The following is a 23,454-nucleotide window of genomic DNA, read 5'->3' on the forward strand; positions in this document are numbered from 1 at the left end:
CATCCGGCCCCCGAGTACAAGGAGCGTGCAGGACGTGAGAGTGACAGTCGTCGGAGCCGGCGTGGTGGGCACCATGCACGCCTGGCAGGCGGTGAAACGCGGCCATGAGGTCGTACAGATCGAGCGCGAGGCGGAGGCGCGTGGCGCGTCCCTGCGCAATTTCGGCCAGATCTGGGTGAGTGGCCGCGCGGGCGGCGAGGAACTGGACACCGCCCTGCGGGCCCGGGAGCTGTGGGAACAGATCGGCGGCCGGGTCCCGGCCCTCGGCTTCCGCCCGAACGGCTCCCTCACCCCCGTGCGCGGCGACCTGGAACTCGCCGTCGCCGAGGCCGCCGTGGCCAGACCGGACGCCGCCGCCCGCGGCTACAAGCTGCTGACCCCCGGCGAGGCCCGCGCCCTGAACCCCGCCCTGCGCGGCGAGTTCACCGCCGCCCTGTACTGCGAGCGCGACGCGGCCGTCGAGCCCCGCACCGCCCAGCTCGCCCTGCGCGCGGAACTGCTCAAGTCCCCGCGCTACCGCTTCCTGTCCGGCCGCGAGGTCCGCGACGTCGTCGGCCCGGGCGCCGTCCGCGACGACCACGGCGACATCCACCAGGGCGACGCGGTCGTCCTCTGCACCGGCGCCTGGCTGGGCGGCCTGGTCCGCGAGCTGGCCGGACCCGGCCTGCCCGTGCGCCGCGTACGCCTCCAGATGATGCAGACCGACCCACTGGGCGAGCCGCTGACCACCTCGGTCGCCGACGCCGACAGCTTCCGCTACTACCCGGCCTACGCCTCCGCCGCACTCGACGCGCTCGAGGCCGGCAGGCCGCAGACCGAGACCGCCGCGGCCCACCGGATGCAGCTGCTCATGGTCCAGCGCGCCGACGGCGGGCTGACCATCGGCGACACCCACGAGTACGAGCACCCCTTCGCCTTCGACACCCTCGAAGACCCCTACGACCACCTCACCGGTGTCGTCGAGTCCCTCCTCGGCCGCCCGCTGCCGAGGATCCGGCGCCGCTGGGCCGGGGTGTACGCCCAGTGCACCGACACCGCCCGGGTCGTGCACCGGCAGCAGGTGCGCGACGGGGTGTGGCTCGTCACCGGGCCCGGCGGGCGCGGCATGACCTGCTCGCCCGCGATAGCCGAGACCACCGCCGAGGAGCTGGGATGGTAGACACACCCGAGGACATCCGACTCGTCGTCCTCGACATGGCCGGTACGACCGTCGCCGACGGCGGCCTCGTCGAGCAGGCGTTCGCGGCGGCGGCAGGGCGCCTCGGCGCGGACCCCGACGCGATGCTGGACTATGTCCGCGCCACCATGGGCGAGTCCAAGATCTCCGTCTTCCGGCATCTGTTCGGGGAGGAGGCGAAGGCCCAGGAGGCCAACCGGGCCTTCGAGAAGGCCTACTCCGAACTCGTCGACGGCGGCCGGGTCGCGGCCCTGCCCGGTGCGCGCGAGGCCATCGAGGCACTCACGTCCCAGGGCCGTACCGTCGTACTGACCACCGGCTTCGCACGCACCACACAGGACGCGATCCTCGCCGCGCTGGGCTGGCAGGACCTGGTGCCGCTGACGCTGTGCCCCGCTGACGCCGGGGGCCGGGGGCGACCGTTCCCCGACATGGTCCTGACCGCGTTCCTCCGTACCGCGGCGGCGGACGACGTCCGGCAGATCGCCGTCGTGGGCGACACCTCGTTCGACATGCTCACCGGGGTCCGGGCTGGGGCGGGCGTGGTCGCCGGTGTCCTGACCGGCGCGCACGACGCGGACGCGCTGCGGGCGGCGGGGGCGCGGCACGTGCTGGACAGTGTGGCGGACCTGCCCCGAGTGCTCGGGTGAGTCGCGGCATCGGCGCACTGCCTGCCGCGAGCCGTCGCGTGTGCCGCGGTCAGCCGGCCGCGTGGTCGACGCGCAGCCGCACCTGCTCCTCCAGCCGCTCGAGGCTGGTGTCCAGCGCGTCGCCGACGGCCCGCTCGCCTGGATCGTGGCCGGCGTCGAAGAACGAGAGGTGCACGGTCACTTCACTGGCTCCGCTGCCGAGACCGGCGACCTGGAGCCATCCCGCGTAGCCGCCCTGGTCCCGGGTGCCCCACTCGATCCGCATCTGATCGCGCCGGGCGCGCAGCAGGGCGGAGGTGTCCTCGTCCGTGCGGTCCTCGTGCACGGTGACGGCGGGCAGTTCCTCGGCCCGCACATGCAGGGCTTCCGGCAGCCAGGAGTCCAGCCGGCCGACGTTCGCGGCCTCGTCGAAGACATGCTCGGGCTGTGCGGGCATCGTGCGGGAACGTTCGTACTCGGTCATCGCGGTACCTGCCTCGCTTCGGGGTCGTACAGCGCACCGCGTTCCCGGCCTGCCAGGACCCAACCGTGAAAGGCCCCGCCCGCACCACGCGGACGGGGCCTTTCACGTCGTCAGAACTTGGGCTGAGGGGACTGCGCCTGGACGAGTTCCTCCGCCTCCGCCTCCGTCTCCACGGACGGCGGCGAGCCCGCCAGGGGCTTGTTCGCCGTCTCCCGCATGCACAGGACGGCGATGACGCCGATGACGGCGGCGCCCGTGGCGTAGTACGCCGGCATGAGGGTCGAGTCGAAGGCGCTGATCAGAGCGGTGATCACCAGAGGCGTCGTACCGCCGAAGAGCGAGGTGGCCAGGTTGTAGGCCACCGAGAGGGAGCCGTAGCGGACGTGGGTCGGGAAGATCGCCGGGAGCGCCGCCGACATCGTGCCGAGCATCATCACCAGGGACAGCCCCATCAGCAGCAGTCCCAGCGCGATGAGGACGACACTGCCCTGCCGGATGAGCAGGAACGACGGCACGGAGAGGAACAGGAAGCCCAGCATCCCCGTCATCAGCAGCGGCTTGCGCCCGAAGCGGTCGGAGAGCCGCCCGACGTAGTTGATCACGCACATCTGCAGGACCATCACGAGGAGCAGGATCAGCAGCCCGTGATTGGTGCCGTAGCCCAGCTCGTCGGACAGGTACGTCGGCATGTACGACAACAGCATGTAGTCGTTGATGTTGTACGCCGCGACGAGCGCGAGGCACAGCAACAGCGGCCTCCAGTACCGGGTGAAGATCCTGCCGAGGTCACCGGTGGCCGAAGTCTCCACGGAATCGGCTGCCTCGCTCGCCTTGACCTGGCCGCCCTCCAGCTTCTGGAAGGCGGGCGTCTCGTCCAGCTTCAGCCGCAGATAGAGACCGATGAACCCGAGCGGCGCCGCCACCAGGAAGGGGATGCGCCAGCCCCACGCCAGCATCTCGTCCGCGCTGAGCACGCTGTTGAGGACGACGACGAGACCGGAGGCCCCGACATAGCCGCCGAGCGTGCCCAGCTCCAGGAAGCTGCCGAAGAAGCCGCGCCGCTTGTCGGGCGCGTACTCCGCGATGAACGTCGAGGCGCCCCCGTACTCCCCGCCCGTCGAGAAGCCCTGCACCAGCCGGAAGAAGATCAGCAGGGCCGGAGCCCACAGGCCGATGACGTCGTGCGAGGGGACGAGGCCGATGGCGAAGGTCCCCACCGCCATCATGATCATGGTGAGGGAGAGGATGCGCTTGCGGCCGACCTTGTCGCCCAGCGGCCCGAAGACCATGCCGCCGAGCGGACGCACCAGGAAGGCCACCGCGAACGTCGCGAAGGAGCTGAGCAGCTGGGCCGTGTCGTTCCCGGACGGGAAGAAGACCTTCCCGATGGTCACGGCCAGATAGCTGTAGATGCCGAAGTCGTACCACTCCATCGCGTTGCCGAGGGCGGCGGCCTTCGTGGCGCGCTTGACCGCCGCGTCGTCGGTCACGGTGATGTCGCTGCGGCGCAGCTTCGGGTGGCGTCGTTTCTCGATCGCGCGGAACAGAACCCGGTGTCGTCTCACAGCCGCGGGATCCACCGACTCGTCATTGTCGGGCGCCGCCATTACGTCGTTCCTTTCGCCGGTCGTTTTCCCAAGCACAACGCCTGCACAGTTCTCGCGCGCTCAAACGCCCGTTCACGTCACAGACGATCTTCCTGGCGTCCGGCCTGTTCCGCTTGCGGGCTGAGGCGTGTGCCCGTCCCCTGGTGGGGGAACGTGATTCCCCGGGTGAAGGTGGGGCCCCGGTGAGAGGAGCCCAGGTGACAGCGTCGGCACAGGAGGCTGCCGGGTACGAGCCGGATCCGCGCCGGTGGCGGGCCCTGTGGGTCACACTGGTGGCCGGCTTCATGAGCCTGCTGGACGTCTCGATCGTGGTGGTCGCCCTGCCCTCCGTCCAGCGCGGCCTGCACGCCTCTCCCGCGCAGGTGCAGTGGGTGGTGTCCGGTTACGCCCTCGCCTTCGCTCTCGCGCTCGTCACCGCGGGCCGCCTCGGTGACGCGCTGGACCGCCGCCGCATCTTCCTCCTCGCCCTCGGAGGCTTCGTGGTCTTCAGCGCGGCCTGCGGGGCGGCCCCCAGCATCGCGCTGCTGGTGGCGGCCCGGCTCGCCCAGGGCCTGGCCGCCGGTTTCATGGCTCCCCAGAACTCCGCGCTCATCCAGCAGATGTTCCGCGGGGCCGAACGCGGTCGCGCCTTCGGGTTCTTCGGCGCCACCGTCGGCATCTCCTCCGCCGTCGGCCCCCTCGTCGGCGGCATGATCCTCGCCCTGGCCGACGGCGCCCAGGGCTGGCGGTGGATCTTCTACGTCAACGTCCCCATCGGCATCCTGGCCGTCCTGCTCGGCCGCCGCCTGCTGCCCCGCACCCGGCGCTCCGGCCGGGGCCATGTGGACCTGCCCGGGGTCGTGCTCCTCGGCCTCGGTGTCCTCGCGCTGATGTTTCCGCTGGTCCAGGCTGGCTCCGGCGGCTTCGGACGGCTGTGGTGGCTGTTCCCCGCCGGTGCGGCGCTCCTCGTCGCCTTCGCCCGACGGCAGCGCCGACTGGTGGCCCGCGGCACCCAGCCGCTGCTCGATCCGCGCCTGTTCACCACCGTGCGCGGCTACGCCGTCGGTGCCGGCGTCGGCACGCTCTACTTCGTCGGCTTCAGCGGTGTCTGGCTGGTCTTCGCGCTCTACTACCAGGACGGTCTGGGCTTCTCCCCGCTCCGGTCCGGCCTCGCCGTGACCCCCTTCGCCCTCGGCTCGGCCTGCGCGGCCGCGATCGCCGGGCGGCTGGTGGACCGGCTCGGGCGCATGCTCACCGTCGGTGGGCTCGCGGCGGTGATCGCCGGCCTGGGCGGCACCGCGCTGCTGCTCCGCTTCGCGCCCCTGGACATCGCGCCCTGGGCGGCCGCCCCGCTGCTGTTCCTCGGCGGCGCCGGCAGCGGCTGCGTGATCTCCCCGAACATCACCATGACCCTGCGCGATGTGCCCGTGCACATGGCGGGTGCGGCGGGCGGGGCTCTGCAGACCGGGCAGCGGCTCGGCGCCGCCGTGGGCACCGCCGTCCTGCCCGGCCTCTTCTATCTCGTGCTCGGCGGGAGCGACGACTACCGGGGCGCCCTCGTCATCGCACTGGGCGCCGCACTCGTCGGCATGGCGGCCGCCCTGGCCCTCGCGACGTTCGACTGGCGGCGCGACCGGCGGAGCCGGCAGGCGCACGGGACCTGCACGGAGGACGTCGCCAACAGCCCGGTGCACGCCCGGCAGACCTGAGGCGCACGCGGCAGGGCCTCACATGGTCTGCGGTTGGGCTCGCCGCGGCGCGTCGTCGTCCAGGTCGCCGCGGACGGCGGCGAGGGCGAAGGCCGTCATGGAGGCCAGGACGAGCAGCGCGAGCGGCCCCCAGATCGCCGGTATCGCCCACATCGGCCAGTCATTGGCCGACTGGGCCCAGAGGGTCAGGATCGCGGTGGCGCCCAGGCCGACACCGTGCCATCGCACCACGGCCCCCGCCTTCGCATGACGCCGGTCGCCCCGCGCGAGGAGCGGCCACAGCCCTCCCACGAGGGCCGTCAGACCGAACGACACACAGGCCAGCGCGCCGCCCAGCCGGTCCTCGGGCCACCCCACCGGGCCGGAGGACGTCTGCTGCCGCCGCCCGTCGGAGTCCCGTACCTCGACGACCCGCCCGTGCCAGATCAGGCCGACGACCCTGTCGTCCGGCTCCAGTTCGGAGACCACGGGATCGGCCCGCAGGAACGTCACCTTCCACGGCTTGCCGGACGGCAGCACCAACTCCGCCTCCGGGGAGGCGTTCCGCTCACCGCGGTTCGTGTCGGCCTCCCGGACCGTGAACTCTTGCTCCCACACGCACCCCGACGCCCGCACCGGAACAGAGGCACAGGCCGGCGCGGCACGGAACTCCCGCTCCCGCTCCAGCGCTCCCCGGATCTCGAGGGCCGACGCCACCCCGAAGACGAGAGCCGCGACAGCGATCACCAGCCAGAGAACGGACCGCAGCGCCTCGCGTCCCGGCGACTCCACCATGTCTCGTCCCCCCGATTCACGCGGCACCCGCAGGTGCATTGGAACACGCCTACGGGTCCGCGCCCAGGCCCTTTACCCGGCGGTGTGGACGCGACGGCCCTCGACGAAGGTCTCCAGGACCCGGGTCGCGGCGATCTCCTCGGGCGGGCCCGCGAAGGGATCGCGGTCGAGGACGACGAGGTCGGCCGACTTCCCGGCGGTGATGCTGCCGGTGGTGTCGTCGAGGTGGTTCACATAGGCGCTGCCCGCCGTGTAGGCGGCGATGGCCGTGCCCAGGTCGAGGCGCTGCTCCGGCAGGAAGGCGGGGGTGCCCCCGGGTGCGTCGGGGGAGATCCGGTTGACGGCGACATGGATGGCCTGGAGCGGATCCGGACTGCTGACCGGCCAGTCGCTGCCCGCGGCGAGGGTCGCGCCGGCGCGCAGCAGATCACCGAAGGGGTACTGCCATCCGCCGCGCTCCGCACCCAGGAAGGGCAGCGTCAGTTCGTCCATCTGCGGTTCGTGCACGGCCCACAGCATCTGCAGGTTGGCGCTCGCGCCCAGGGTGCGGAAACGCGGCAGGTCGTCGGGGTGGACGACCTGCAGGTGCGCGAGGTGGTGCCGCGTGTCGCGGTGGCCGCCCGCCGCCCGGGCGGACTCCACCGCGTCGAGCGCCTCACGCACCGCGCGGTCGCCGAGCGCGTGGAAGTGGACCTGGAAGCCGAGCGCGTCCAGCTCGGTGACGTACTTCCGCAGCTCTCCCGGCTCCACGAAGCTGATCCCGCTGTTGTCCGAGGAGCAGCCGCAGCCGGTCAGGTATGGGTCGAGCAGCGCGGCGGTGTGGTTCTCGGCGATGCCGTCCTGCATGATCTTCACCGTGCCGGCGCGGAACCGGTCCCGGCTCAACTCGTCCCGGGCGGCGGCCAGTTCGGCGATCTGCTCGGCGCCGCGCTCGCGGTCCCACCACAGTGCGCCGACGACCCGGGCGGTGAGCAGGCCCCGGTCGAGGGCGGCCATGTAGGCGGGCGCCGGGTCGGTCATGTTGGCGTACGTGCCGATGATGGCGTCCTGCCAGGCGGTGACGCCGTGGGAGTGCAGCACGGCCTGGGCGCGCAGCAGAGCGGCGAGCTTCTCCTCGGGCGTGGGGTCCGGCAGCAGCCGGCCCACCAGGTGGACCGCGCCCTCCTGGAGCATCCCGGTGGGGTTTCCCCCGGCGTCGCGCTCGATGCGGCCGTCGGCGGGGTCGGGCGTACGGGCGTCGATGCCCGCGCGCTCCAGGGCCCGGCTGTTGACCCAGGCGCCGTGGTGGTCGCGGTTGGGCAGGAAGACGGGGCGGTCCGGGACGATCGCGTCGAGGGCGGCGGCGGTGGGGGAGCCGCCGGGGAACGCCTCGAGGGACCAGCCGCCACCAGTGATCCACTCGGCGTCCGGGTGCTCGTCCGCGTACGCCCTGATCCTGCGCCGGTACTCGGCCGGGTCGACGGTGTCGCCGAGATGGCACTGGCCGAGCTCGATGCCCGCGCCCAGCGGATGGACGTGGGCGTCCTGGAAGCCGGGCAGCAGCAGCTTCCCCGCGAGGTCGACGACCTCGGTGCGCGGCCCGATCAGCTCGCGCACCTCGTCGTGGCCGACGGCGGCGATCCGCCCGCCGCGCACGGCCACGGTGGTGGCGCGGCTGCGGGCGGGATCGACGGTGTGCACGGGGCCGCCCGTGAAGACGAGGTCGGCCGGTCCCGTGGCGTGGGGGTGCGACATGAGGGTGAACTCCATGGGGGTGGGTTCAGACCGCCGTGCGGTCCATCGGGAGGGTGAGGGCATCGGCGTCGGTGCCGTGCCCCGTCGTGAAGTACGGCGAGCGCCGGACGTACTTGGCCACGGCCGCCATGCCCAGCCCGGCGAGCACGATCACGGCGGGCAGCGAGAACATGAACCAGCCGTTGTCCGGGCTCAGTTCGAAGTGATCGCTCATGGTCAGGTAGGAGTATCCGAGGTAGCCGCCGAGGCCCAGCAGCACCAGCCCGGCCACGGCGGGCACACCGACGGCGAGCAGCGCCTCGCGCGGTCCGTCGTGACGCGCCGAGCGGAAGCGCACGGCGCAGGCGAGCGCGGTGAGGCCGTAGTAGAGGGCGACGATCAGACCGATGGCGTTGACGGCGGCCAGCAGCATGTCGCTCAGCTTGGGGATCGCGAAGGCGAACAGGGCGATCACGGCGGCGACGGTCATCACGAGGGCCGTGCCGACGGCGGGCGTGCCGTACCGCGGATGGATCCGGGTCCACACCGGCCCCATGGTGCGGTCGCGGCCCATGGCGAGCAGTCCCCGTGCCGTGGGAATCAGAGTGGCCTGCACGGAGGCGACGGCGGAGAACATCAACGCGACCAGGGGCAGGGTGGCCCAGGGCTCGGCGGCCAGTTTCGCCCCGAGGTAGGGGAGGGCCTGGGGGCCGTTGCGGACGAGTTCGGCCAGGCTCATCTCCCGCTGGAAGGCGACCGAGGCGAAGAGGAACAGGCCGAGCATGGCGAAGAGGGCGATGAGACCGCCGCGGGCCGAGTCGTCCGGGCGCTTGGTCTCCTCGGTGACGCTGAAGGCCGCGTCCCAGCCCCAGAAGAAGAACACCGCGAGGACCATGCCCTGGGCGAAGCTGGTGCCGCTGGAGATCTCGAAGGGGTTGAACCAGGAGAAGGAGAAGGCGTGGTCGCCGGTGACCAGGGCCCAGCCGCAGAAGCCCAGCAGCACCGCGTACTCGAAGACCAGCAGGACGAACTGGAACCGGGTCGCGGCCCGCATCCCGGTGACGGCCAGGGCCGTCAGGGCGAGGAGGATCACCAGCCCGACCGCCGTGCTGACGCCGGTGGACGTCGGATCGAGGGCGATGCCGGCGAGGCTGCTCAGGCCGGCCTTGTTGGCGAAGAGCAGGACGACCGAGCCCATGATCGCGCTGGTGTAGGCGCAGAAGATGACCGAGCCGACCAGCGTCACCCAGCCGGTCAGGAACCCGGGCCAGGGGCCGAGGGATCTGCCGACCCAGACGTAGCCGTTGCCGCAGTTGGGTTCCGAGCGGTTGAGACGGGCGTAGGCGGTGGCGATGCCGAGCACCGGCAGGAACGCCAGGAGCAGGAGCGCCGGGGCCTGGAGGCCCACGACCGTCGCGATCGTGCCCATGCCGATGGCGATGCTGGTGGTGGCCGCGGTGCTGGACGCGGCGATGGCGACACCGTCGACGACACCCAGGGAACGGCGCAGCGTGGTGGTCGGACTCGAAGGGGCGGACGACATGGAGGGCTCCTCGGGGGAAAGGGTCGGGAAGAGCCGCGCGGGAATGCGATGGAACAACCGGTGTCCACATTGGGTCAACCCTGTTGACGTAACGCGGGGGCGGGCCCTTCACTGAACGGAGTCGGCAGGGCAGGAGAGGAAACCGGTCATGACCACCCGTGTCCCGCAGGAGCGCAAGCGCCGCCGGCCCACCCGTTCCGGGGTCGTGCTGTCCGAGCAGTTGATCGTCGAGACCGCCCTGCGCCTGATCGGTGAGCACGGCCCCGAGGCGCTGAGTGTCCGCCGGCTCGGCGCGGCCCTGGGCTGCGACCCGACCGCTCTGTACCGCTACTTCCACGGCACCGACGACCTGGTGCTCGCCATCGCCGACCGGATCATCGGCGACGCGATGGCCGGCTTCGTCCCCAAAGACGACTGGGTGGCCTCGCTGCGCGAGATGGCCCTGAGAGTCCGCGCCGGATACCTCGCCCATCCCCGGGCGGCCGCCATGGCCGCACACCGGGTGACCCGGCGCCGGAACGAGATCCACGCCGTGGACACCGGGATCGGCCTCCTGCTGAACGCGGGCTTCGCACCGGCCGACGCCGCCCGGCTCTACCTGGCCTTCATCGACACCGTGCTCAGCCACGCCGCCGCGGAGGCGGCGTTCCACGCCCTCCCGCGACAGCAGCGCGAGGCCGACCACCGGGCATGGCGGGACGTCTACCAGGACCTGGACCCGGAGACCTACCCGTCCCTCACCGCGGTCCGCCCCGAGCTGCCCGGCATGGCGGACAGCTCCTTCGAACAGGCGGTGGATCTCCTGCTGGAGGCCCTGACGGCCCGGGCTCCGGCGGGCCGGCGCTCCCCCCGCTGACCCGGGACGTCAGAGTTCCAGGACGAGGGACCCCACGGCTGCCCGGGACGCGGGCCGGGCGTACCCGGCCTCGAAGGCGTCGAGGGCGTACCTGCTGTCGATGACGGGTCGCAGCCGGCCCTCGGCGGCCAGGCGGCCGAGGTCGTCCAGGCCCTCGGCGATCTCCTCGCCGGAGTCGCCGTGCACGCCGTAGCCGGTGACGACGCGTGCGCCGGCGAGGAGGTCCATGATGCCGACCGTGGCCTGCCTGCCGCCGGTGAAGCCCAGCGAGACGACCGTGCCGTGCCGGCGGACGGAGCGGATCAGTTCGCCGAGGCGCGGGCCGCCGACCGGGTCCAGGGCGATGTCGACGCCCTGGCCTTCGGTGAGTTCGGCGATGGCCTCGTCGGGATTCCGAGAGGAGGAGTCGACGACCGCCGTCGCTCCGGCCTCGGCTGCCCGGCGCGCCTCGCGCGCGGAGGAGACCAGGGCGACGGGCCGCGCCCCGAGTGCCCTGGCCGTCCGCGTCACGGCGTGACCCAGTGAGCCGGTGGCCCGGGCACCAGGGCGCTCTGCCCGCTCTGGACCTTCGCGGCCTTCTCGAGGGCCAGATAGGCGCCTTCCCGCCGACCCGGGCCAGACCGTGTGCGCCCACACCGCCGAACCGGGCTCCGCCTCCGCCCAGGCCCTCGCCCTCCTCACCAGCTGGAGCGCCCCCGAGGCCCAGCGCAGCGACGGCACCTCACCCGCCTCCCGGGCAGGAGTCCACGAGATGAGAACCGTTGCGAGCGCCCTGTCACATGGTGTCCGACAGGGCCGCGATGCCCGCGTCGAAGGTGATCGGCGGCTCGAACTCCAGGTCACGGCGGGCGGCTTCGACGCTGAACCAGTGGGGGTGCACGAGCTCGGCGACGAGGAAGCGGCTGAGTGCGTGCGTCCGGGGCAGACCGGTCAGCCGGAGGACGGTCTCGCTGGTGGCCGCGGCGGCGTGGGCGAGCGGGCGCGGGACGGTGCTCCAGACGGCTCGGCGTCCTGCCGCACGCAGGAAGCGGGCGGTGATGTCGCGCAGGGGGAGGGGCTCGTCCTGGGTGATGAAGTAGGCGCGGCCCCCGATGGGCCGGCCCTCTCGGAGCCGGTCCAGAGCGAGCAGGTGGGCGTGGGCCGCGGTGTGCAGGTGGGTCGTGTCGACGAGGTTCGTGCCGTCGCCGGGCATCACCAGCCGGCCCGCGCGCACGGCACGTGCCAGGGCCGGGGCGAAGTGCGGGTCGCCGGGGCCCCAGATGATGTGGGGGCGCAGGGAGACGGTGGCGAGGCCGGGGCTGTCGGCGGCCAGGACGAGGGCTTCCGCGTGTGCCTTGGTGCGTGGGTAGGCGGCCAGATGCCGACGGGGGTAGGGACAGTGCTCGTCGGCGTTCTCCAGACCGCCGGGCCGGAAGACGACGCTGGCGGTCGAGGTGTGGACGAGCGTGCCGATCCCGTGGGCGCGGCACTGGTCGATGACGTTGCGGGTGCCGAGGACGTTGGTTCGCCAGTACGGCCTGAGCGGGCCGCTGACGCCGGCGAGGGCGGCGTTGTGGATGACGGCGTCGCAGCCCGCGAGCGCACGGGAGACGGCGGCCGGATCGGCGAGGTCTCCTTGGTGGTGCCGGACGCCGAGACCCTCCAGGACGAGGCTCGGGCGGCGGCCCAGGGAGGACACCGGGGTGCCGCGGGCGACGAGCCGCCGGCAGATCTCCTGCCCCAGAAACCCGCTCCCGCCCGTGACCAGGACCCTCAACGCAGGCCTCCCTTCCGGTACGTGGAGGCAAGGGCGGCCAGCCGGGCACGGTCGATCTTGGAGTTGTGCCGGATGTCGGTCGGGAAGCGAGGGTGGAACAGCACGGTGCCGATGCGGCGGCCGTGCCGGTGGTCGCCGAGGGCGGCACGCAACGCGTCCAGGACCGCGTCCTTGCGCACGCCGGGCTCGGGCTCGATACAGAGCACCGCCCGCTGGCGACCGGCGGGGCCGACGCCGACCACGGCGGTGCGCCGGACGCCGGCGGCGGTGTCGGCCGTGGCCTCGATGTCCTCCGTGGTGAGGGTGAAACCATCGCCGGTGACGAGGTGGGCCTTGCGGCCGAGGTACCACAGGCGCCCTTCGTCGTCGAGGCGTCCCAGGTCGCCCGTGCGGTGCCACAGTGTGCCGTCGGCGACCGTCCTGGCGGCGGCGGTGGCGTCGGGCCGTGCGTGGTAGGCCGGGCTGACGACGGGCCCCGCGACGGCGATCTCTCCCAGCCCCGTGGTGTCCGGGTCCAGGATGCGCGCGCTGATGCCGGGCAGCGGCCGGCCCAGGCAGGTGCCCGCGTGGCCCGGAGGCGGCTCGATGCGCAGCGAGCTCAGCGCGTCGGCGTCGATGGCGGCGACGGGCAGGCACTCGGTGGCGCCGTAGACGCTGAGGATCTCCGCCTCGGCCGGCAGGGCCTTCGCCAGGCCCTCGGCGAGCCGCGGGCGCAGGGGTGCGCCGAAGGACAGCACGCGGCGGACCGACGGCAGTGTCAGGCCGTGGCGGGCGCAGTGCCCGGCGATCAGACCGAGGACCGCCGGTGAGCCGAGGACGAGGGTCGCCCGGTGGCGCAGCAGGGGGCCCACGAGATGTCCCGCGGGTGTGCGGGCCGGGGCCAGGTGGTCGACCTGCGGGGCGACGGTCGTCAGGCCGAGGAGCGGGCCCAGCGCGGCGAACGGCAGGAAGCAGGAGAGCAGGACGTCGCCGGCCTCGGGACGGAGCACGGCGTCCAGGGCGCCGAGTTGTCCGGCCAGGGTGCTGTGGCGGTACTCGACGCCCTTGGGCCGGCCGGTGGAGCCGGAGGTGAAGGCGATCATCGCCAGGTCCTCGGGCCGGGGTTCCGGGACCCGCGGAGCCGGGCCGCTGCCGTCCGGGATCGCCAAGGGCAGGCTCTGTCCCAGGAGTTGACCCCGGCCGGGGAAGTCGCGGCCGGTGACCAGGGCCGTACGGACATGGCCGCGGCCCCAGCCCAGGGCCCGGCGCGCCACATGTGCCAGCGGCTCCCCGATGAAGACGCCGGGGGCGATCTCGTCCAGGCAGCGCCGCACCTCGGCCCGCGGCTCGATCAGCACGGGAACGGCCCCGATCGCGGTCAAGGCGTATACGGCCGCCACGAGTTGGCAGACGTCCCGCGTCATGACCACCGCTTTGTCGCCGCGTCGCACTCCGGCCGCCCGGAGAGCGCCGGCGGTGCCGCCGCAGCCGTCCAGCAGCTGCGCCGCCGTCACCTCCCGCGCGGACAGGGCACCGGTACAGCGGACCAGCACGGTGGCTCGCGGCCGCTCGGCCAGCCGGGTCAGTCGGGTGACGAAGCTGTCGGGTGCGGCGGTCATCGCTGTCCTCGCAGGAAGTCGCGGATGTGGACGCCGAGTTCGTCTCCGGCGTCGTCCATCACCAGGTGGCCGGCGCGCGGGAAGCGGTGGACGACGGCGTGCGGGTGGCGGCGGGTCCACTCGTCGAGGACCAGCGGTGTGAAGACCGGATCGCGCATGCCCCAGCCGATGAACATCGGCAGCCGCCCGAGGTCGTCGGCCCCGTCCGAGGGGGTGAGCAGCCGCCAGGCCGCGTCCCCGGGATCCCGGGGGATGGCGCGGACGAAGTCCACGATCGCCCGGCGGTTGTCCCGGCGGGCATGGGGCAGCAGGTAGGCGCGCCGCTCGGCGGCGCTGAGCCGGTGGGTGACGCCGAGGCGGACCGTGGCCCGGGCGAAGGCGTTGGTGGTGTGGACCGCGGCGGCCACGGGCCGGTGGTCTCTGATCCAGCGCAGGTAGAACGGCAGCCGGTAGCCCTCGGGCCAGTGGAAGGCGATGGTGTTGAGGACCACCAGGCGGGAGACGACGCCCGGGTTGCGCAGGAGCCAGGAGACGCCGAGCGGGCCGCCCCAGTCGTGCACGACGAACGTCCAGCCCTTCGGCGGGACGCCCTGGGCACGGACCAAGTGGCGGTAGAGGGCGTCCAGATGGTCCAGTTGGCTCAGGTAGCGGGCCGTGGGGTCGGACGGCAGCGCCATGGGCTGCGACAGGCCGAGGCCGGGCAGGTCCGGGGCCAGGCACCGGGCGTGCGGGACCAGGGCGGGAAGCAGTTTGCGCCAGGCGTAACTCCAGGTCGGATTGCCGTGCAGGAACAGCAGCGGTTCGCCCGTGCCGACGTCGAGATAGTGCTGCCCCGTCGACGGCACGAGCCGCCAGTGCTCGCGAGCGGGGTAGCCGGGGAGCAACTGCTGCAGGACGGAAGAGCGCGTGGCGGCGGTCGTGCGCCGGTTCCCGGCGGTCACCAGCGGACCAGCGCCAGACCGAAGCTCATGCCGCTGGCCAGGCCGAGCATCGCCACGGTGTCGCCCGGTTCGACGCGGTCGGCCTCCCGCGCCTTGACCAGTTGCAGGGGCAGGGAGGCCGCGGCGCAGTTGCCGTGCTCGGCCACGGCGGGCATGCACCGGTCGGCGGGCAGGGAGAGCTTGTCGACCATCTCCTGGTACTGAGGCACACCGATCTGATGGAAGGCGATGAAGGCGCTGGAGCGGACCGCGTCCAACTCCCGCTCGGCGGCCTGCTGGAGGAACTGCAGGCCCTCGACCGCGGTCGTGCGCAGCAGGTCGCCGTTCAGCCGGATGGTCAGGTGCTCGTCGTCGAAGGCCCGCGGGTGCATGGAGCCGCCTCCCAGCACGGTGCAGGCGTTCCAGGCGGTGGAGTCCGCGGCGAACCGGAGCGTGAGCACTCCGGGGTCGTTGTCCCCGGCGGGCCCGGCGGTGAGCAGCATGGCGGCGCCGGCGTCGGAGACGGTGTAGCCGGGCATGGCCCGCAACAGGGCCTCGTGGTCGGGGACGTGCCAGCGCGTGACCATGGATCCGACCTCGCCGCAGGCGATGAGCACCGTGCGGTACCGGCGGGTGGCGATGAACGCGCCGGCCACCTCCATCGCGTTGAGGACGCTGTTGCAGGCGTTCGTCACGTCGAACACCGGGCAGGTGGCGCCCAGTTTGGCGGCCACCAGATGCGAGGTCGACGGTTCGAGCATGTCCTGGCTGGTGGCGGCGAACAGCAGCAGGTCCACCTCGCCGATGGTCACGCCGGCGTCGGCGAGGGCCTTGCGGGCGGCGGCGGCCGCGAGGTCCGAGGCACACACTCCCTCGTCGCAGGCGTGGACACCGCGCACACCGGTGATGTCCTCGAGAAGGCCGGGCGGCGGTACGTAGGGACTTCCGGCGGCGGCGATCCGGGCCCGGATCTCCTCCATGGTCCGGTAGCGGGACGGCAGATGGACGGCGGTCGCCGTCAAGCGGGCACGCGGGGCATCGAGCACCGCGCCACCGTAACGGCCGGTCACGCACCGTGACCCCAAGTTCACTCGTTTGCCGGACGAGACCACACCAATGGGTGAAACAGGCCTTGGCCGCCGGGCCATCAGGGCAGTGTCACCCCGCTCGAACAGGACGAACAGGGGACCAGGGGGCGGGTCATGGGTGTGGGACGGGACGACCGGTCGGTTGCGGTGGTGGGCGTCGGCTGCCGGCTGCCGGGCGGCATCACCGACCTGGACGGGCTGTGGGCGGCCCTGCGGGACGGGCGCGACCTGATCGGGGAGATGCCGGCGGACCGGTTCCCCAAGGGCCGGTTCGTCGATCCCGGAGCCGTGCGCCCCGGCCGCAGCTACACGGCCGCCGGGGGCTTCCTCGACGACATCGCGTCCTTCGACGCCGCGTACTTCGGCATCTCGCCCAAGGAGGCGGCGCACCTCGATCCGCAGCAGCGGCTGTTGCTGGAGATGGCCGCCGAGGCGCTCGACGACGCCGCCGTCCCGGCCGAGGCGCTCGCCGGGTCCGACACCTGTGTGTACGTGGGCGTCTCCGATCCGGCCTACGGCACCTTCCTGACGATGATGGAGGACCACACCAGTCCGCACAGCATGCCCGGCGCCACCCTGTCCATCGCGGCGAACCGGCTGTCGTACGCCTTCGACCTGCGCGGCCCCAGCATGGCGGTCGACACGGCGTGCTCCTCGTCGCTGGTGGCGCTGGACCGCGCCTGCCGCACCCTGCGGGAGGGCACCAGCCGCGTTGCCCTGGCAGGCGGCGTCAACGTGCTCATCAACCCCTACTCGTACGCGGGTTTCTCCTACGCGGGCATGCTGTCGCGGCAGGGCCGGTGCGCGGCCTTCTCCGCCGGCGCCGACGGCTTCGTACGGGCCGAGGGCGGCGCGGTACTGGTGCTGAAACGGCTCGCGGACGCGGTGGCCGACGGAGACCGGATCCACGCCGTCCTCGCCGGCACCGGCAGCAACTCCGACGGCCGTACGAACGGTATGACACTGCCCAGTTCACAGGCGCAGGAGGCGCTGCTGCGCGCCGTGTGCCAGGAGGCCGGGATCGTCCCGGACGACCTCGTCTACTTCGAGGCGCACGGCACCGGCACACCGGTGGGCGACCCCGCGGAGGCCCGGGCCATCGGCCGGGCCCTCGGCGCGCCCCGCGGTAACGGCCCGCTGCCCATCGGGTCGGTGAAGTCCAACCTGGGCCATCTGGAGCCCGCGGCGGGCATGGCCGGTCTGCTCAAGGCGATCCTGGTGCTCCGCCACCGGAGAGCACCCGCGTCCTTGCACGCCCTCCCGCTCAACCCGGCCATCGACTTCGACGCGCTCGGTCTCGCACCCACCGTGACGCCCGTGGAGTTGCCCCGCTCGCAACGGGCCGCGGTGGGGGTGAACTCCTTCGGTTTCGGTGGTGCCAACGCCCACGCCCTCCTCGTACCACCACCGCCGGTGCCGTGCGGAGCAGCGCCGACGGACAGGCCGGTGCCGGTGGTGGTCTCCGCGCGATCGCCCAAGGCACTCCGGCAGTTGAGCACGCGCATGGCCGAGCGGCTGCGCGAAGCGGCACCGGAGGAGTTCTACGACCTGGCCCGCACCAGCACGCTCCGGCGCAGCGCCCACCCGCACCGTGCCGCCGTACTGGCCGGCGATCCCCGCCAGGCGGCCGACCGCCTGGAGAGCCTGTACACCGACGCGCCGTCCCACGGGGCGGTGACCCGCAGGGCCGAGCGGGGCGCCGTGGCGTTCGTCTACTCCGGCAACGCCTCCCAATGGCCGGGCATGGCCGCCGACCTGATGGCCGGTGACGCCGTCTTCCGTGCCGCCGTCGAGGAGGCCGACGCCGCGCTGGCCCCGTACCTGGGCTGGTCCGTGACCAAGGAGCTGGAGCGCCCCACCGCGGCACGCTGGGCGCGCACGGAGATCGCCCAGCCCGTGCTGTTCGCCGTACAGGTGGGCCTGACCGCGCTGCTGGCCTCCCAGGGCCTGCGCCCGCGTGCCGTCGCCGGGCACAGCGTCGGCGAGGTGGCCGCCGCTCACGCGGCCGGGGCGCTGACACTGGAGCAGGCCGCTCTGGTGATCAGTCTGCGAAGCCGCACCCAGGCCGCCACGGCGGGCCGCGGCCGGATGGCCGCCGTCGGCCTGGCCGAGGACGCCGCCCGCGCGGAACTGGCCCGCTTCGGCGGTGCGTTGGAGATCGCCGGGATCAACAGCGACCGCGACGTCACGATCGCCGGCGACCCCGACGCGCTGGCCGCGCTCCGCCTCGAACTGACGGCCCGCGACGTCTTCTTCCGCGAACTGGATCTGGACTACGCCTTCCACAGCCGCGCCATGGACCCCATCGAGGAACCGCTGTGCTCGGGCCTCGCCGGTCTGACTCCCGCCGAGGCACGCGTACCGTTCATCTCCACCGTCGCAGGGACTCCGCTGACAGGGCGAGAACTCGACGCGGCGTACTGGTGGCGCAACGTACGCGAGCCGGTCCGCTTCGCCGAGGGCATGGCCCGGCTCGCGGACGAGGGCATCGGCATCGTCGTGGAGATCGGCCCGCACCCGGTCCTGCGCCCCTATCTGCGGCGTACGGGTCTGTCGTACGTGCCGACGCTGCACCGGGACGGGGACGGGCCGCGTGAGACCATGGCCGCGGTCGCCGCCCTGCTCGCGGCCGGCGCCGAGGCGGACTGGCAGGCACACTTCCCGCACCCCGGCCGGGTCGCCGACCTGCCCGCCTACCCCTGGCAGCGCGACCGGCACTGGCACGGCACCCCGCAGAGCCTCGTCCTGCACACCAGCGGCACCGGAGCGCTGGACCACCCCCTGCTCGGCGAACGCCTGCCCGCACCCCACCCCCTGTGGCACGGCACCGTCGAGCCTCAGCTCGTGCCCTGGCTGGGTGACCACCGCATCGGCGCCAGCGTCCTGCTGCCCGCCGCCGCGTACGTGGAGATGGCTGTCACCGCCGGACTGCGGGCGCTGGCCCGCCCGGTGGAGGTGCGGCACCTGGACATCTCCCGCCCGTTCGCGATCGACTGGCCCGACCCGGCGGGAGCCGCGCTCCAGACCGCCGTGACCCCGTCCGACGGCATGCTGACCATCAGCACGCGCGAGACCCGCGACGCCGAGGTCCAGCCGGTCGTCCGCGCCCAGGTACGCACCCGGCTGAGCACCGCCCCGGGTCCGCTGGACATCGCCGCGGTCAAGGCGCGCTGCTTCCGCACCGTCACCGGCCCGGACCACTACGAGCACTGCCACCGTGTGGGCCTGGAGTGCGGTCCCGCGTTCCAGCTCCTGCGGAGCCTGGATGTCGGAGACGGCGAACTGCTCGCGTGGTACCGGCTCGACCACCCGGCCGACGCCTACACGGTCCACCCCGTGCTGCTGGACGGACCGTTGCAGGCCACCGTCGCCCTCGCCGAGCAGCCGACCCGGGAAGCCGCCGGCTACCTGCCGTCCTCCTTCGGAGCGGTACGGGTGTGGCGCACCCCCGCGCAGGAGGGCGTCGTCCATCTGCGGCGGCGCGGCCGCAGTGCCAACGAGGTCTGCTGGGACATCACCTACGCGGACCTCGACGGCACCGTCACCGCCGAGATCGAGAAGTGCCGCACCCGGCGCGCCCGCCTCAGCGACCACGCCCCGCTGACCGTCCAGCGCACCGTGCTGCACGCGGCCCCGCACTCCTCGCTGCCCGCCCCGCCGTCCCCGCTGCCCGCTCCCGCCGAGGTGGCGGACGCGGCCCGGGCGCGCATCGCCGCCGCCCGCACCGAACTGGAGGAGAGCGGCCACGCACCGTTCACCGCCGCCGCCGAACGGGCCGGCGCCCACTGCTGGGCGGCGGCCCTGCGCGGCCTGCTGCCCCACCCGGACGAGCCCTTCACCATGCCCGACCTGGTCGGCCGGGGCCTCGTGCCCCGGCACCGCAGGCTGGTGCGTCTGATGCTGCCCCTGCTGGCAGAGCAGCGACTGGCCGAGGCCGACGGGGAGGCATGGCGGCTGACCGACGTCCCCATGAGCCCCGAGGCGGCCCTGCGGAGCCTCACGGAGGACCACCCCCGCTTCGGCCCGGCAGCGCTGCTGATCAACAGCCAGCTGCGGCACCTGCCCGAAGTGCTCCGCGGCACCGTCGACCCGCAGGACCTGCTGCCCGTCGGAGAGAGCTTCCTCGAACAGTGGCAGGAGACCGCGCCCGCCCACCGCTTCACCCACCGCGTGGTGCAGGCGCTGCTCGACCGGATCGTCCACGACTGGCCCGCCGACCGGCCGCTGCGCGTCCTGGAGGTGGGAGCGACCGGCACGGCCCTGACCGCCGCCGTGCTGCCGCTGCTGCCGGCCGACCGCACGCGCTACACCTGTACGGCCCCGTCCAACACCTCCTTCGCCCGCGCCCGGCACCGCTTCGCCGCCTGCCGCTTCCTCGACCACCGCACCCTCGACCCGGACGCCGACCCGGCCGTCCAGGGCTTCACGACGGGCGGCTTCGACCTGATCCTGGCCGGCGACGCCCTGCACACCGCCGCCGGCCTGACCGCCGCGCTGGAACACCTGCGCTCGCTCCTCGCCCCGGGCGGCCACCTGCTCGCCACCGAGCGGCACCACGATCGGCTCGACGCCCTGCTGCTGGGCGGCCTTGAGGCCCTGTGGAAACGCGGTGACCGGGCCCTGCGCCCCACCACCCGGCTGCTGCCCCGCGACGCGTGGACGCCCCTGCTGGAGCGGTGCGGCTTCACCAGCCCTTGGCAGACGGGGCCCGCGGACCACTCGGTGGTGATGGCCGCCGCGCCCCGGGAGGCAGCGGACGCGCCCCGGGAGGCAGCGGACGCGTCCCGAGGGGCGGCGGACGCGCCCGCCCTTCCCGCCCCACTGCCCGGCGAGGCCTGGGTCGTCGCCACGGAGAACGACACCGAGACCCCGACCGCGAGGGAACTGGCCGCACTGCTGGGCCCGGCCGCCCTCCTGCCGGCCGTCACCGACACCGCCGCGTGGACCGCGGCACTGCCCACCGAGGCCGCGCCACGCGTCGTCCTGCTCCTGGCCGAGCCCGACCCGGAGCGGCTCGTCGACCGGACCACCCACCGCGCGGCCGTCCTGCGCTCCCTGGCCGCCGCCTGCCGGACCCTGCCCGAAGGCAGGGCCGTACACGTGTGGTTGGTGACGCGCCCCACCGGATTGTTCCCCGCCCCGGAACGCCCCGCGCACCCCGAGGACGCGGCCATCTGGGGCGCGGCCCGCACACTGGCCAACGAACAGCCCGGCCTCGGACTACGGCGTATCTCCCTCGACCGCACGGCGGACCCGGCAGCCGACGCCCACCGCCTGGCCACAGAGCTGCTCGTCGCGGGCCGCACTCCTGACGAGAACGAGAACGAGAACGGGAACGGGAACGAGGGCGCGGTCGAGGACGAGGTCGTCCTCACACCCGCCGGCCGCTTCACCCCTCTCCACGTCGAGCACCCGGCCGACGAGCCACCCGCCGTCCCCACCGGCGGGCCCTTCATCCTCGACGTCCGTGACCCCGGACCGGCCCGGCGCCTGGTCTGGCGCGAGACAGCCGTCCCGCGGCCCGGCCCCGGTGAAGTCGCCGTCGAGATGCGCGCGGTCGCACTGAACTACCGCGACCCGATGCGTGCCAACGGCCTGCTGCCCCCCGAGGCGGTGGAGGACAGCGGGCTCGGCCGCGGGCTGGGCACCGACGGTGCCGGCATCGTGTGCGCCGTCGGACCCGGAGTGCGCGACCTCGTGGTCGGCGACCGGGTCTGCGGCCTGATCTCCGCGGCCCTCGCCTCCCACGGTGTCGCCTACGACTACGGCCTGACCAAGATCCCCGACGGCATGGGTTACGCCGAGGCGGCGACCTTCCCCGTCGCGTTCCTGACGGTCCACCACGCCCTGGTCGACCAGGCACGCGTGGCTCCCGGTGAGACGGTTCTCGTGCACGGCGGCGCAGGCGCCGTGGGACTGGCCGCGCTGCAGTGCGCCCACGCCCGGGGCGCCCGCGTCATCGCCACCGCCGGTACCGAGACCAAGCGGAACCTGCTGCGCAGCCTCGGGGCCTGGCGCGTACTCGACTCACGCGGCCTGGACTTCGTTCCGCGCGTCCGCGAACTCACCGAGGGCCGGGGCGTCGACATCGTGGTCAACTCCCTCAGCGGCGAGGCGATCGCCCATGGGCTCGACCTGCTGCGCCCCAACGGCCGCTTCGTCGAACTGGGGAAGCGGGACATCTTCGGCAACAACACGCTGCCGTTGCGTCCCTTCGACCGCAGCCTGACCTTCATCGGCTTCAATCTCGACCACGTGGTGCTGGACCGCGACCGTGGCTCCCGTCTCGTCGCCGACGTCCTGTCCCTCATCGAACGGGGCGTGTACCGGCCGCTGCCGCACACCGTCTACCCGGCCGCCCGGGTGGAAGAGGCCTTCCAGGTCCTCCAGCACTCCCGGCACATCGGCAAGGTGGTCGTCTCCTTCCAGGCCGATGAGAGCCCCCTGGACGAACCCGTGCCCGTCCAGCCCGCGCCCCACCTGCCCGCCCTGGACACCGACGGCACCTACCTGGTGACCGGCGGGCTGAGCGGTTTCGGCGCGGCGACCGCACGTCGGCTGGCTGACCACGGCGCCCGGCACCTGGCGCTGGTCTCCCGCCGCGGCCAGGCCGGCCCCGAGGCCCCGGCCCTCCTGGACGACCTGGCCCAGCGCGGCGTACACGCCACGGCCTACGCCGCCGACGTCACCGACGAGGTGGCTCTGCACCGGGTCATCGAGGCGATCGACGCCACCGGGCACCGGCTGCGCGGCGTCGTACACGCCGCGATGCACCTCGACGACGCGCCCCTGGCCGACCTCACCGACGAACGGTTCACCGCCGTCCTCGCCCCCAAGGCGGACGGCGCCGCCCGGCTGGACCGCCTCACCGCGGACCACGACCTGGACCTGTTCCTCACCTACTCCTCGATTGCCACCGCCGTCGGCAACATCGGCCAGGCCCCCTACGCGGCCGGCAACGCCTACCTGGAGGCACAGGCCCGCGCCCGCCACGCCCACGGGCGTCCCGCCACCGCCCTCGCCTTCGGCCCCATCGGCGAGACCGGATACGTCGCCCGTCACGCCATCGGCGACGCCATGGCCGACCGGGGCTTCCAGCCCCTCACCGTCGCCGAGGCCCTCACCACCGCAGACGGCCTGCTCCGGCCGGACACCGACGTGGCGGGCATCGGCCGCTACCGCTGGGCCCGCGCCCGCCGCCTGCTGTCCACCCTGGCCGCCGCCCGTTTCACCGGCCTCGTGCCGGCCGACGCCGCCCCCGGACCGGAAGGCCGCGCGGAGCTGCTGCGCGAACTGGCCGCCCTGACCCCCGACGAAGCCCGGGCCGCGATCACCCGGACCCTGGCCCGGCTGCTCGCCGCCGTTCTGCACAGCGACCCCGAGGACCTGGACCCCGCGCGGCCCGTGACCGACTTCGGCCTCGACTCGCTGCTGAGCACCGAGTTCCTGGTCCGCGCCGGCGAGCACTTCGACGTCCGCCTCGCGGCCACCGAGCTGATGAGCAGCGACCGCACCCTGACCCACTTCGCACAACTGGTGCACAGCAGACTGGACCTCGCCTAGCAGCAGTCCCGCACAGCGCGCCGCGGCGGCCGTCTCCGCAAGGGGAAACGGCTGCCGC

Annotated in this window: 15 protein-coding genes; 5 read left to right on the forward strand and 10 right to left on the reverse strand. The window is 73.4% G+C overall.

All coding sequences use genetic code 11. The features are described 5' to 3' along the window. Nucleotides 1–34 precede the first annotated feature (34 nt). Nucleotides 35–1,159, forward strand: coding sequence for a TIGR03364 family FAD-dependent oxidoreductase (locus OHU35_RS38255; protein ID WP_405508595.1), 1,125 nt, complete (start codon nt 35–37; stop codon nt 1,157–1,159). Continuing rightward, nucleotides 1,153–1,827, forward strand: coding sequence for a phosphonatase-like hydrolase (locus OHU35_RS38260; protein WP_405508597.1), 675 nt, complete (start codon nt 1,153–1,155; stop codon nt 1,825–1,827). Before OHU35_RS38255 ends, OHU35_RS38260 begins: the two co-directional genes overlap by 7 nt. Before the next feature lie 49 nt (nt 1,828–1,876). Here the strand turns inward: OHU35_RS38260 and OHU35_RS38265 are convergent, their stop codons facing one another. Both OHU35_RS38265 and proP read right to left on the reverse strand, forming a co-directional pair. Beyond that, on the reverse strand, nt 1,877–2,290 hold the full coding sequence (locus OHU35_RS38265) for an SRPBCC family protein (RefSeq protein ID WP_189722124.1): 414 nt from the start codon (nt 2,288–2,290) through the stop codon (nt 1,877–1,879). A 110-nt stretch (nt 2,291–2,400) separates the two neighbouring features. Beyond that, nucleotides 2,401–3,897 carry a glycine betaine/L-proline transporter ProP gene (gene proP / locus OHU35_RS38270; protein ID WP_189722123.1) on the reverse strand — a complete coding sequence of 499 codons (1,497 nt, stop codon included), beginning with the start codon at nt 3,895–3,897 and terminating at the stop codon, nt 2,401–2,403. Between the two features lie 284 nt (nt 3,898–4,181). Here proP and OHU35_RS38275 point away from each other — a divergent pair, with 284 nt between their 5' ends. Then, nucleotides 4,182–5,585 (forward strand): MFS transporter, encoded by a 1,404-nt coding sequence (locus OHU35_RS38275; RefSeq protein WP_405509406.1) that lies wholly within the window; start codon nt 4,182–4,184, stop codon nt 5,583–5,585. 18 nt (nt 5,586–5,603) lie between these two features. Here OHU35_RS38275 and OHU35_RS38280 read toward each other — a convergent pair whose 3' ends face one another. From OHU35_RS38280 to OHU35_RS38290, 3 genes are all read right to left on the reverse strand, one after another. After that, entirely contained in the window at nt 5,604–6,359 is a 756-nt protein-coding gene (locus OHU35_RS38280; protein ID WP_189722121.1) for a hypothetical protein, read from the reverse strand. A 72-nt stretch (nt 6,360–6,431) separates the two neighbouring features. Further along, a complete protein-coding gene (locus OHU35_RS38285) occupies nt 6,432–8,093 on the reverse strand; it encodes an amidohydrolase (protein WP_405508599.1) in 1,662 nt (553 codons plus the stop codon). A gap of 25 nt (nt 8,094–8,118) precedes the next feature. Beyond that, nucleotides 8,119–9,615 (reverse strand): APC family permease, encoded by a 1,497-nt coding sequence (locus OHU35_RS38290; protein ID WP_405508601.1) that lies wholly within the window; start codon nt 9,613–9,615, stop codon nt 8,119–8,121. 148 nt (nt 9,616–9,763) lie between these two features. Here OHU35_RS38290 and OHU35_RS38295 point away from each other — a divergent pair, with 148 nt between their 5' ends. Continuing rightward, the gene (locus tag OHU35_RS38295; protein ID WP_405508603.1) at nt 9,764–10,471 is read left to right on the forward strand and encodes a TetR/AcrR family transcriptional regulator; all 708 of its coding nucleotides are present in this window, start codon (nt 9,764–9,766) and stop codon (nt 10,469–10,471) included. A 9-nt stretch (nt 10,472–10,480) separates the two neighbouring features. Here the strand turns inward: OHU35_RS38295 and OHU35_RS38300 are convergent, their stop codons facing one another. The 5 genes from OHU35_RS38300 to OHU35_RS38320 form a co-directional block, all read right to left on the reverse strand. Continuing rightward, a complete protein-coding gene (locus OHU35_RS38300) occupies nt 10,481–10,981 on the reverse strand; it encodes a zinc-binding dehydrogenase (RefSeq protein ID WP_405508604.1) in 501 nt (166 codons plus the stop codon). Nucleotides 10,982–11,246: 265 nt separating this feature from the next. Beyond that, nucleotides 11,247–12,227, reverse strand: a complete 981-nt coding sequence (locus tag OHU35_RS38305) for an NAD-dependent epimerase/dehydratase family protein (RefSeq protein ID WP_359890246.1) — start codon at nt 12,225–12,227, stop codon at nt 11,247–11,249. Next, nucleotides 12,224–13,825 (reverse strand): AMP-binding protein, encoded by a 1,602-nt coding sequence (locus tag OHU35_RS38310; protein ID WP_405508605.1) that lies wholly within the window; start codon nt 13,823–13,825, stop codon nt 12,224–12,226. Before OHU35_RS38310 ends, OHU35_RS38305 begins: the two co-directional genes overlap by 4 nt. After that, nucleotides 13,822–14,766 (reverse strand): alpha/beta fold hydrolase, encoded by a 945-nt coding sequence (locus OHU35_RS38315; protein WP_229872800.1) that lies wholly within the window; start codon nt 14,764–14,766, stop codon nt 13,822–13,824. The genes OHU35_RS38310 and OHU35_RS38315 overlap by 4 nt, the downstream gene beginning before the upstream one ends. After that, on the reverse strand, nt 14,763–15,791 hold the full coding sequence (locus OHU35_RS38320; protein WP_189722114.1) for a 3-oxoacyl-ACP synthase III family protein: 1,029 nt from the start codon (nt 15,789–15,791) through the stop codon (nt 14,763–14,765). The genes OHU35_RS38315 and OHU35_RS38320 overlap by 4 nt, the downstream gene beginning before the upstream one ends. A gap of 156 nt (nt 15,792–15,947) precedes the next feature. On the opposite strand from OHU35_RS38320, the gene OHU35_RS38325 reads away from it, so the two are divergent. Continuing rightward, nucleotides 15,948–23,396, forward strand: coding sequence for an SDR family NAD(P)-dependent oxidoreductase (locus tag OHU35_RS38325; RefSeq protein WP_405508607.1), 7,449 nt, complete (start codon nt 15,948–15,950; stop codon nt 23,394–23,396). Nucleotides 23,397–23,454: the final 58 nt, after the last annotated feature.

Origin of the sequence: Streptomyces purpurascens (genome assembly GCF_045040895.1) — a bacterium.
Taxonomy (GTDB): Bacteria; Actinomycetota; Actinomycetes; order Streptomycetales; family Streptomycetaceae; genus Streptomyces; species Streptomyces purpurascens.

Excerpts from the sequence above, each read along its gene's own strand:
- OHU35_RS38260 (WP_405508597.1), top strand. The coding sequence starts at position 1,153 with ATGGTAGACACACCCGAGGACATCCGACTCGTCGTCCTCGACATGGCC.
- OHU35_RS38265 (WP_189722124.1), bottom strand. The coding sequence starts at position 2,290 with ATGACCGAGTACGAACGTTCCCGCACGATGCCCGCACAGCCCGAGCAT.
- proP (WP_189722123.1), bottom strand. The coding sequence starts at position 3,897 with ATGGCGGCGCCCGACAATGACGAGTCGGTGGATCCCGCGGCTGTGAGA.
- OHU35_RS38275 (WP_405509406.1), top strand. The coding sequence starts at position 4,182 with ATGAGCCTGCTGGACGTCTCGATCGTGGTGGTCGCCCTGCCCTCCGTC.
- OHU35_RS38280 (WP_189722121.1), bottom strand. The coding sequence starts at position 6,359 with ATGGTGGAGTCGCCGGGACGCGAGGCGCTGCGGTCCGTTCTCTGGCTG.
- OHU35_RS38285 (WP_405508599.1), bottom strand. The coding sequence starts at position 8,093 with ATGTCGCACCCCCACGCCACGGGACCGGCCGACCTCGTCTTCACGGGC.
- OHU35_RS38290 (WP_405508601.1), bottom strand. The coding sequence starts at position 9,615 with ATGTCGTCCGCCCCTTCGAGTCCGACCACCACGCTGCGCCGTTCCCTG.
- OHU35_RS38295 (WP_405508603.1), top strand. The coding sequence starts at position 9,764 with ATGACCACCCGTGTCCCGCAGGAGCGCAAGCGCCGCCGGCCCACCCGT.
- OHU35_RS38310 (WP_405508605.1), bottom strand. The coding sequence starts at position 13,825 with ATGACCGCCGCACCCGACAGCTTCGTCACCCGACTGACCCGGCTGGCC.
- OHU35_RS38325 (WP_405508607.1), top strand. The coding sequence starts at position 15,948 with ATGGGTGTGGGACGGGACGACCGGTCGGTTGCGGTGGTGGGCGTCGGC.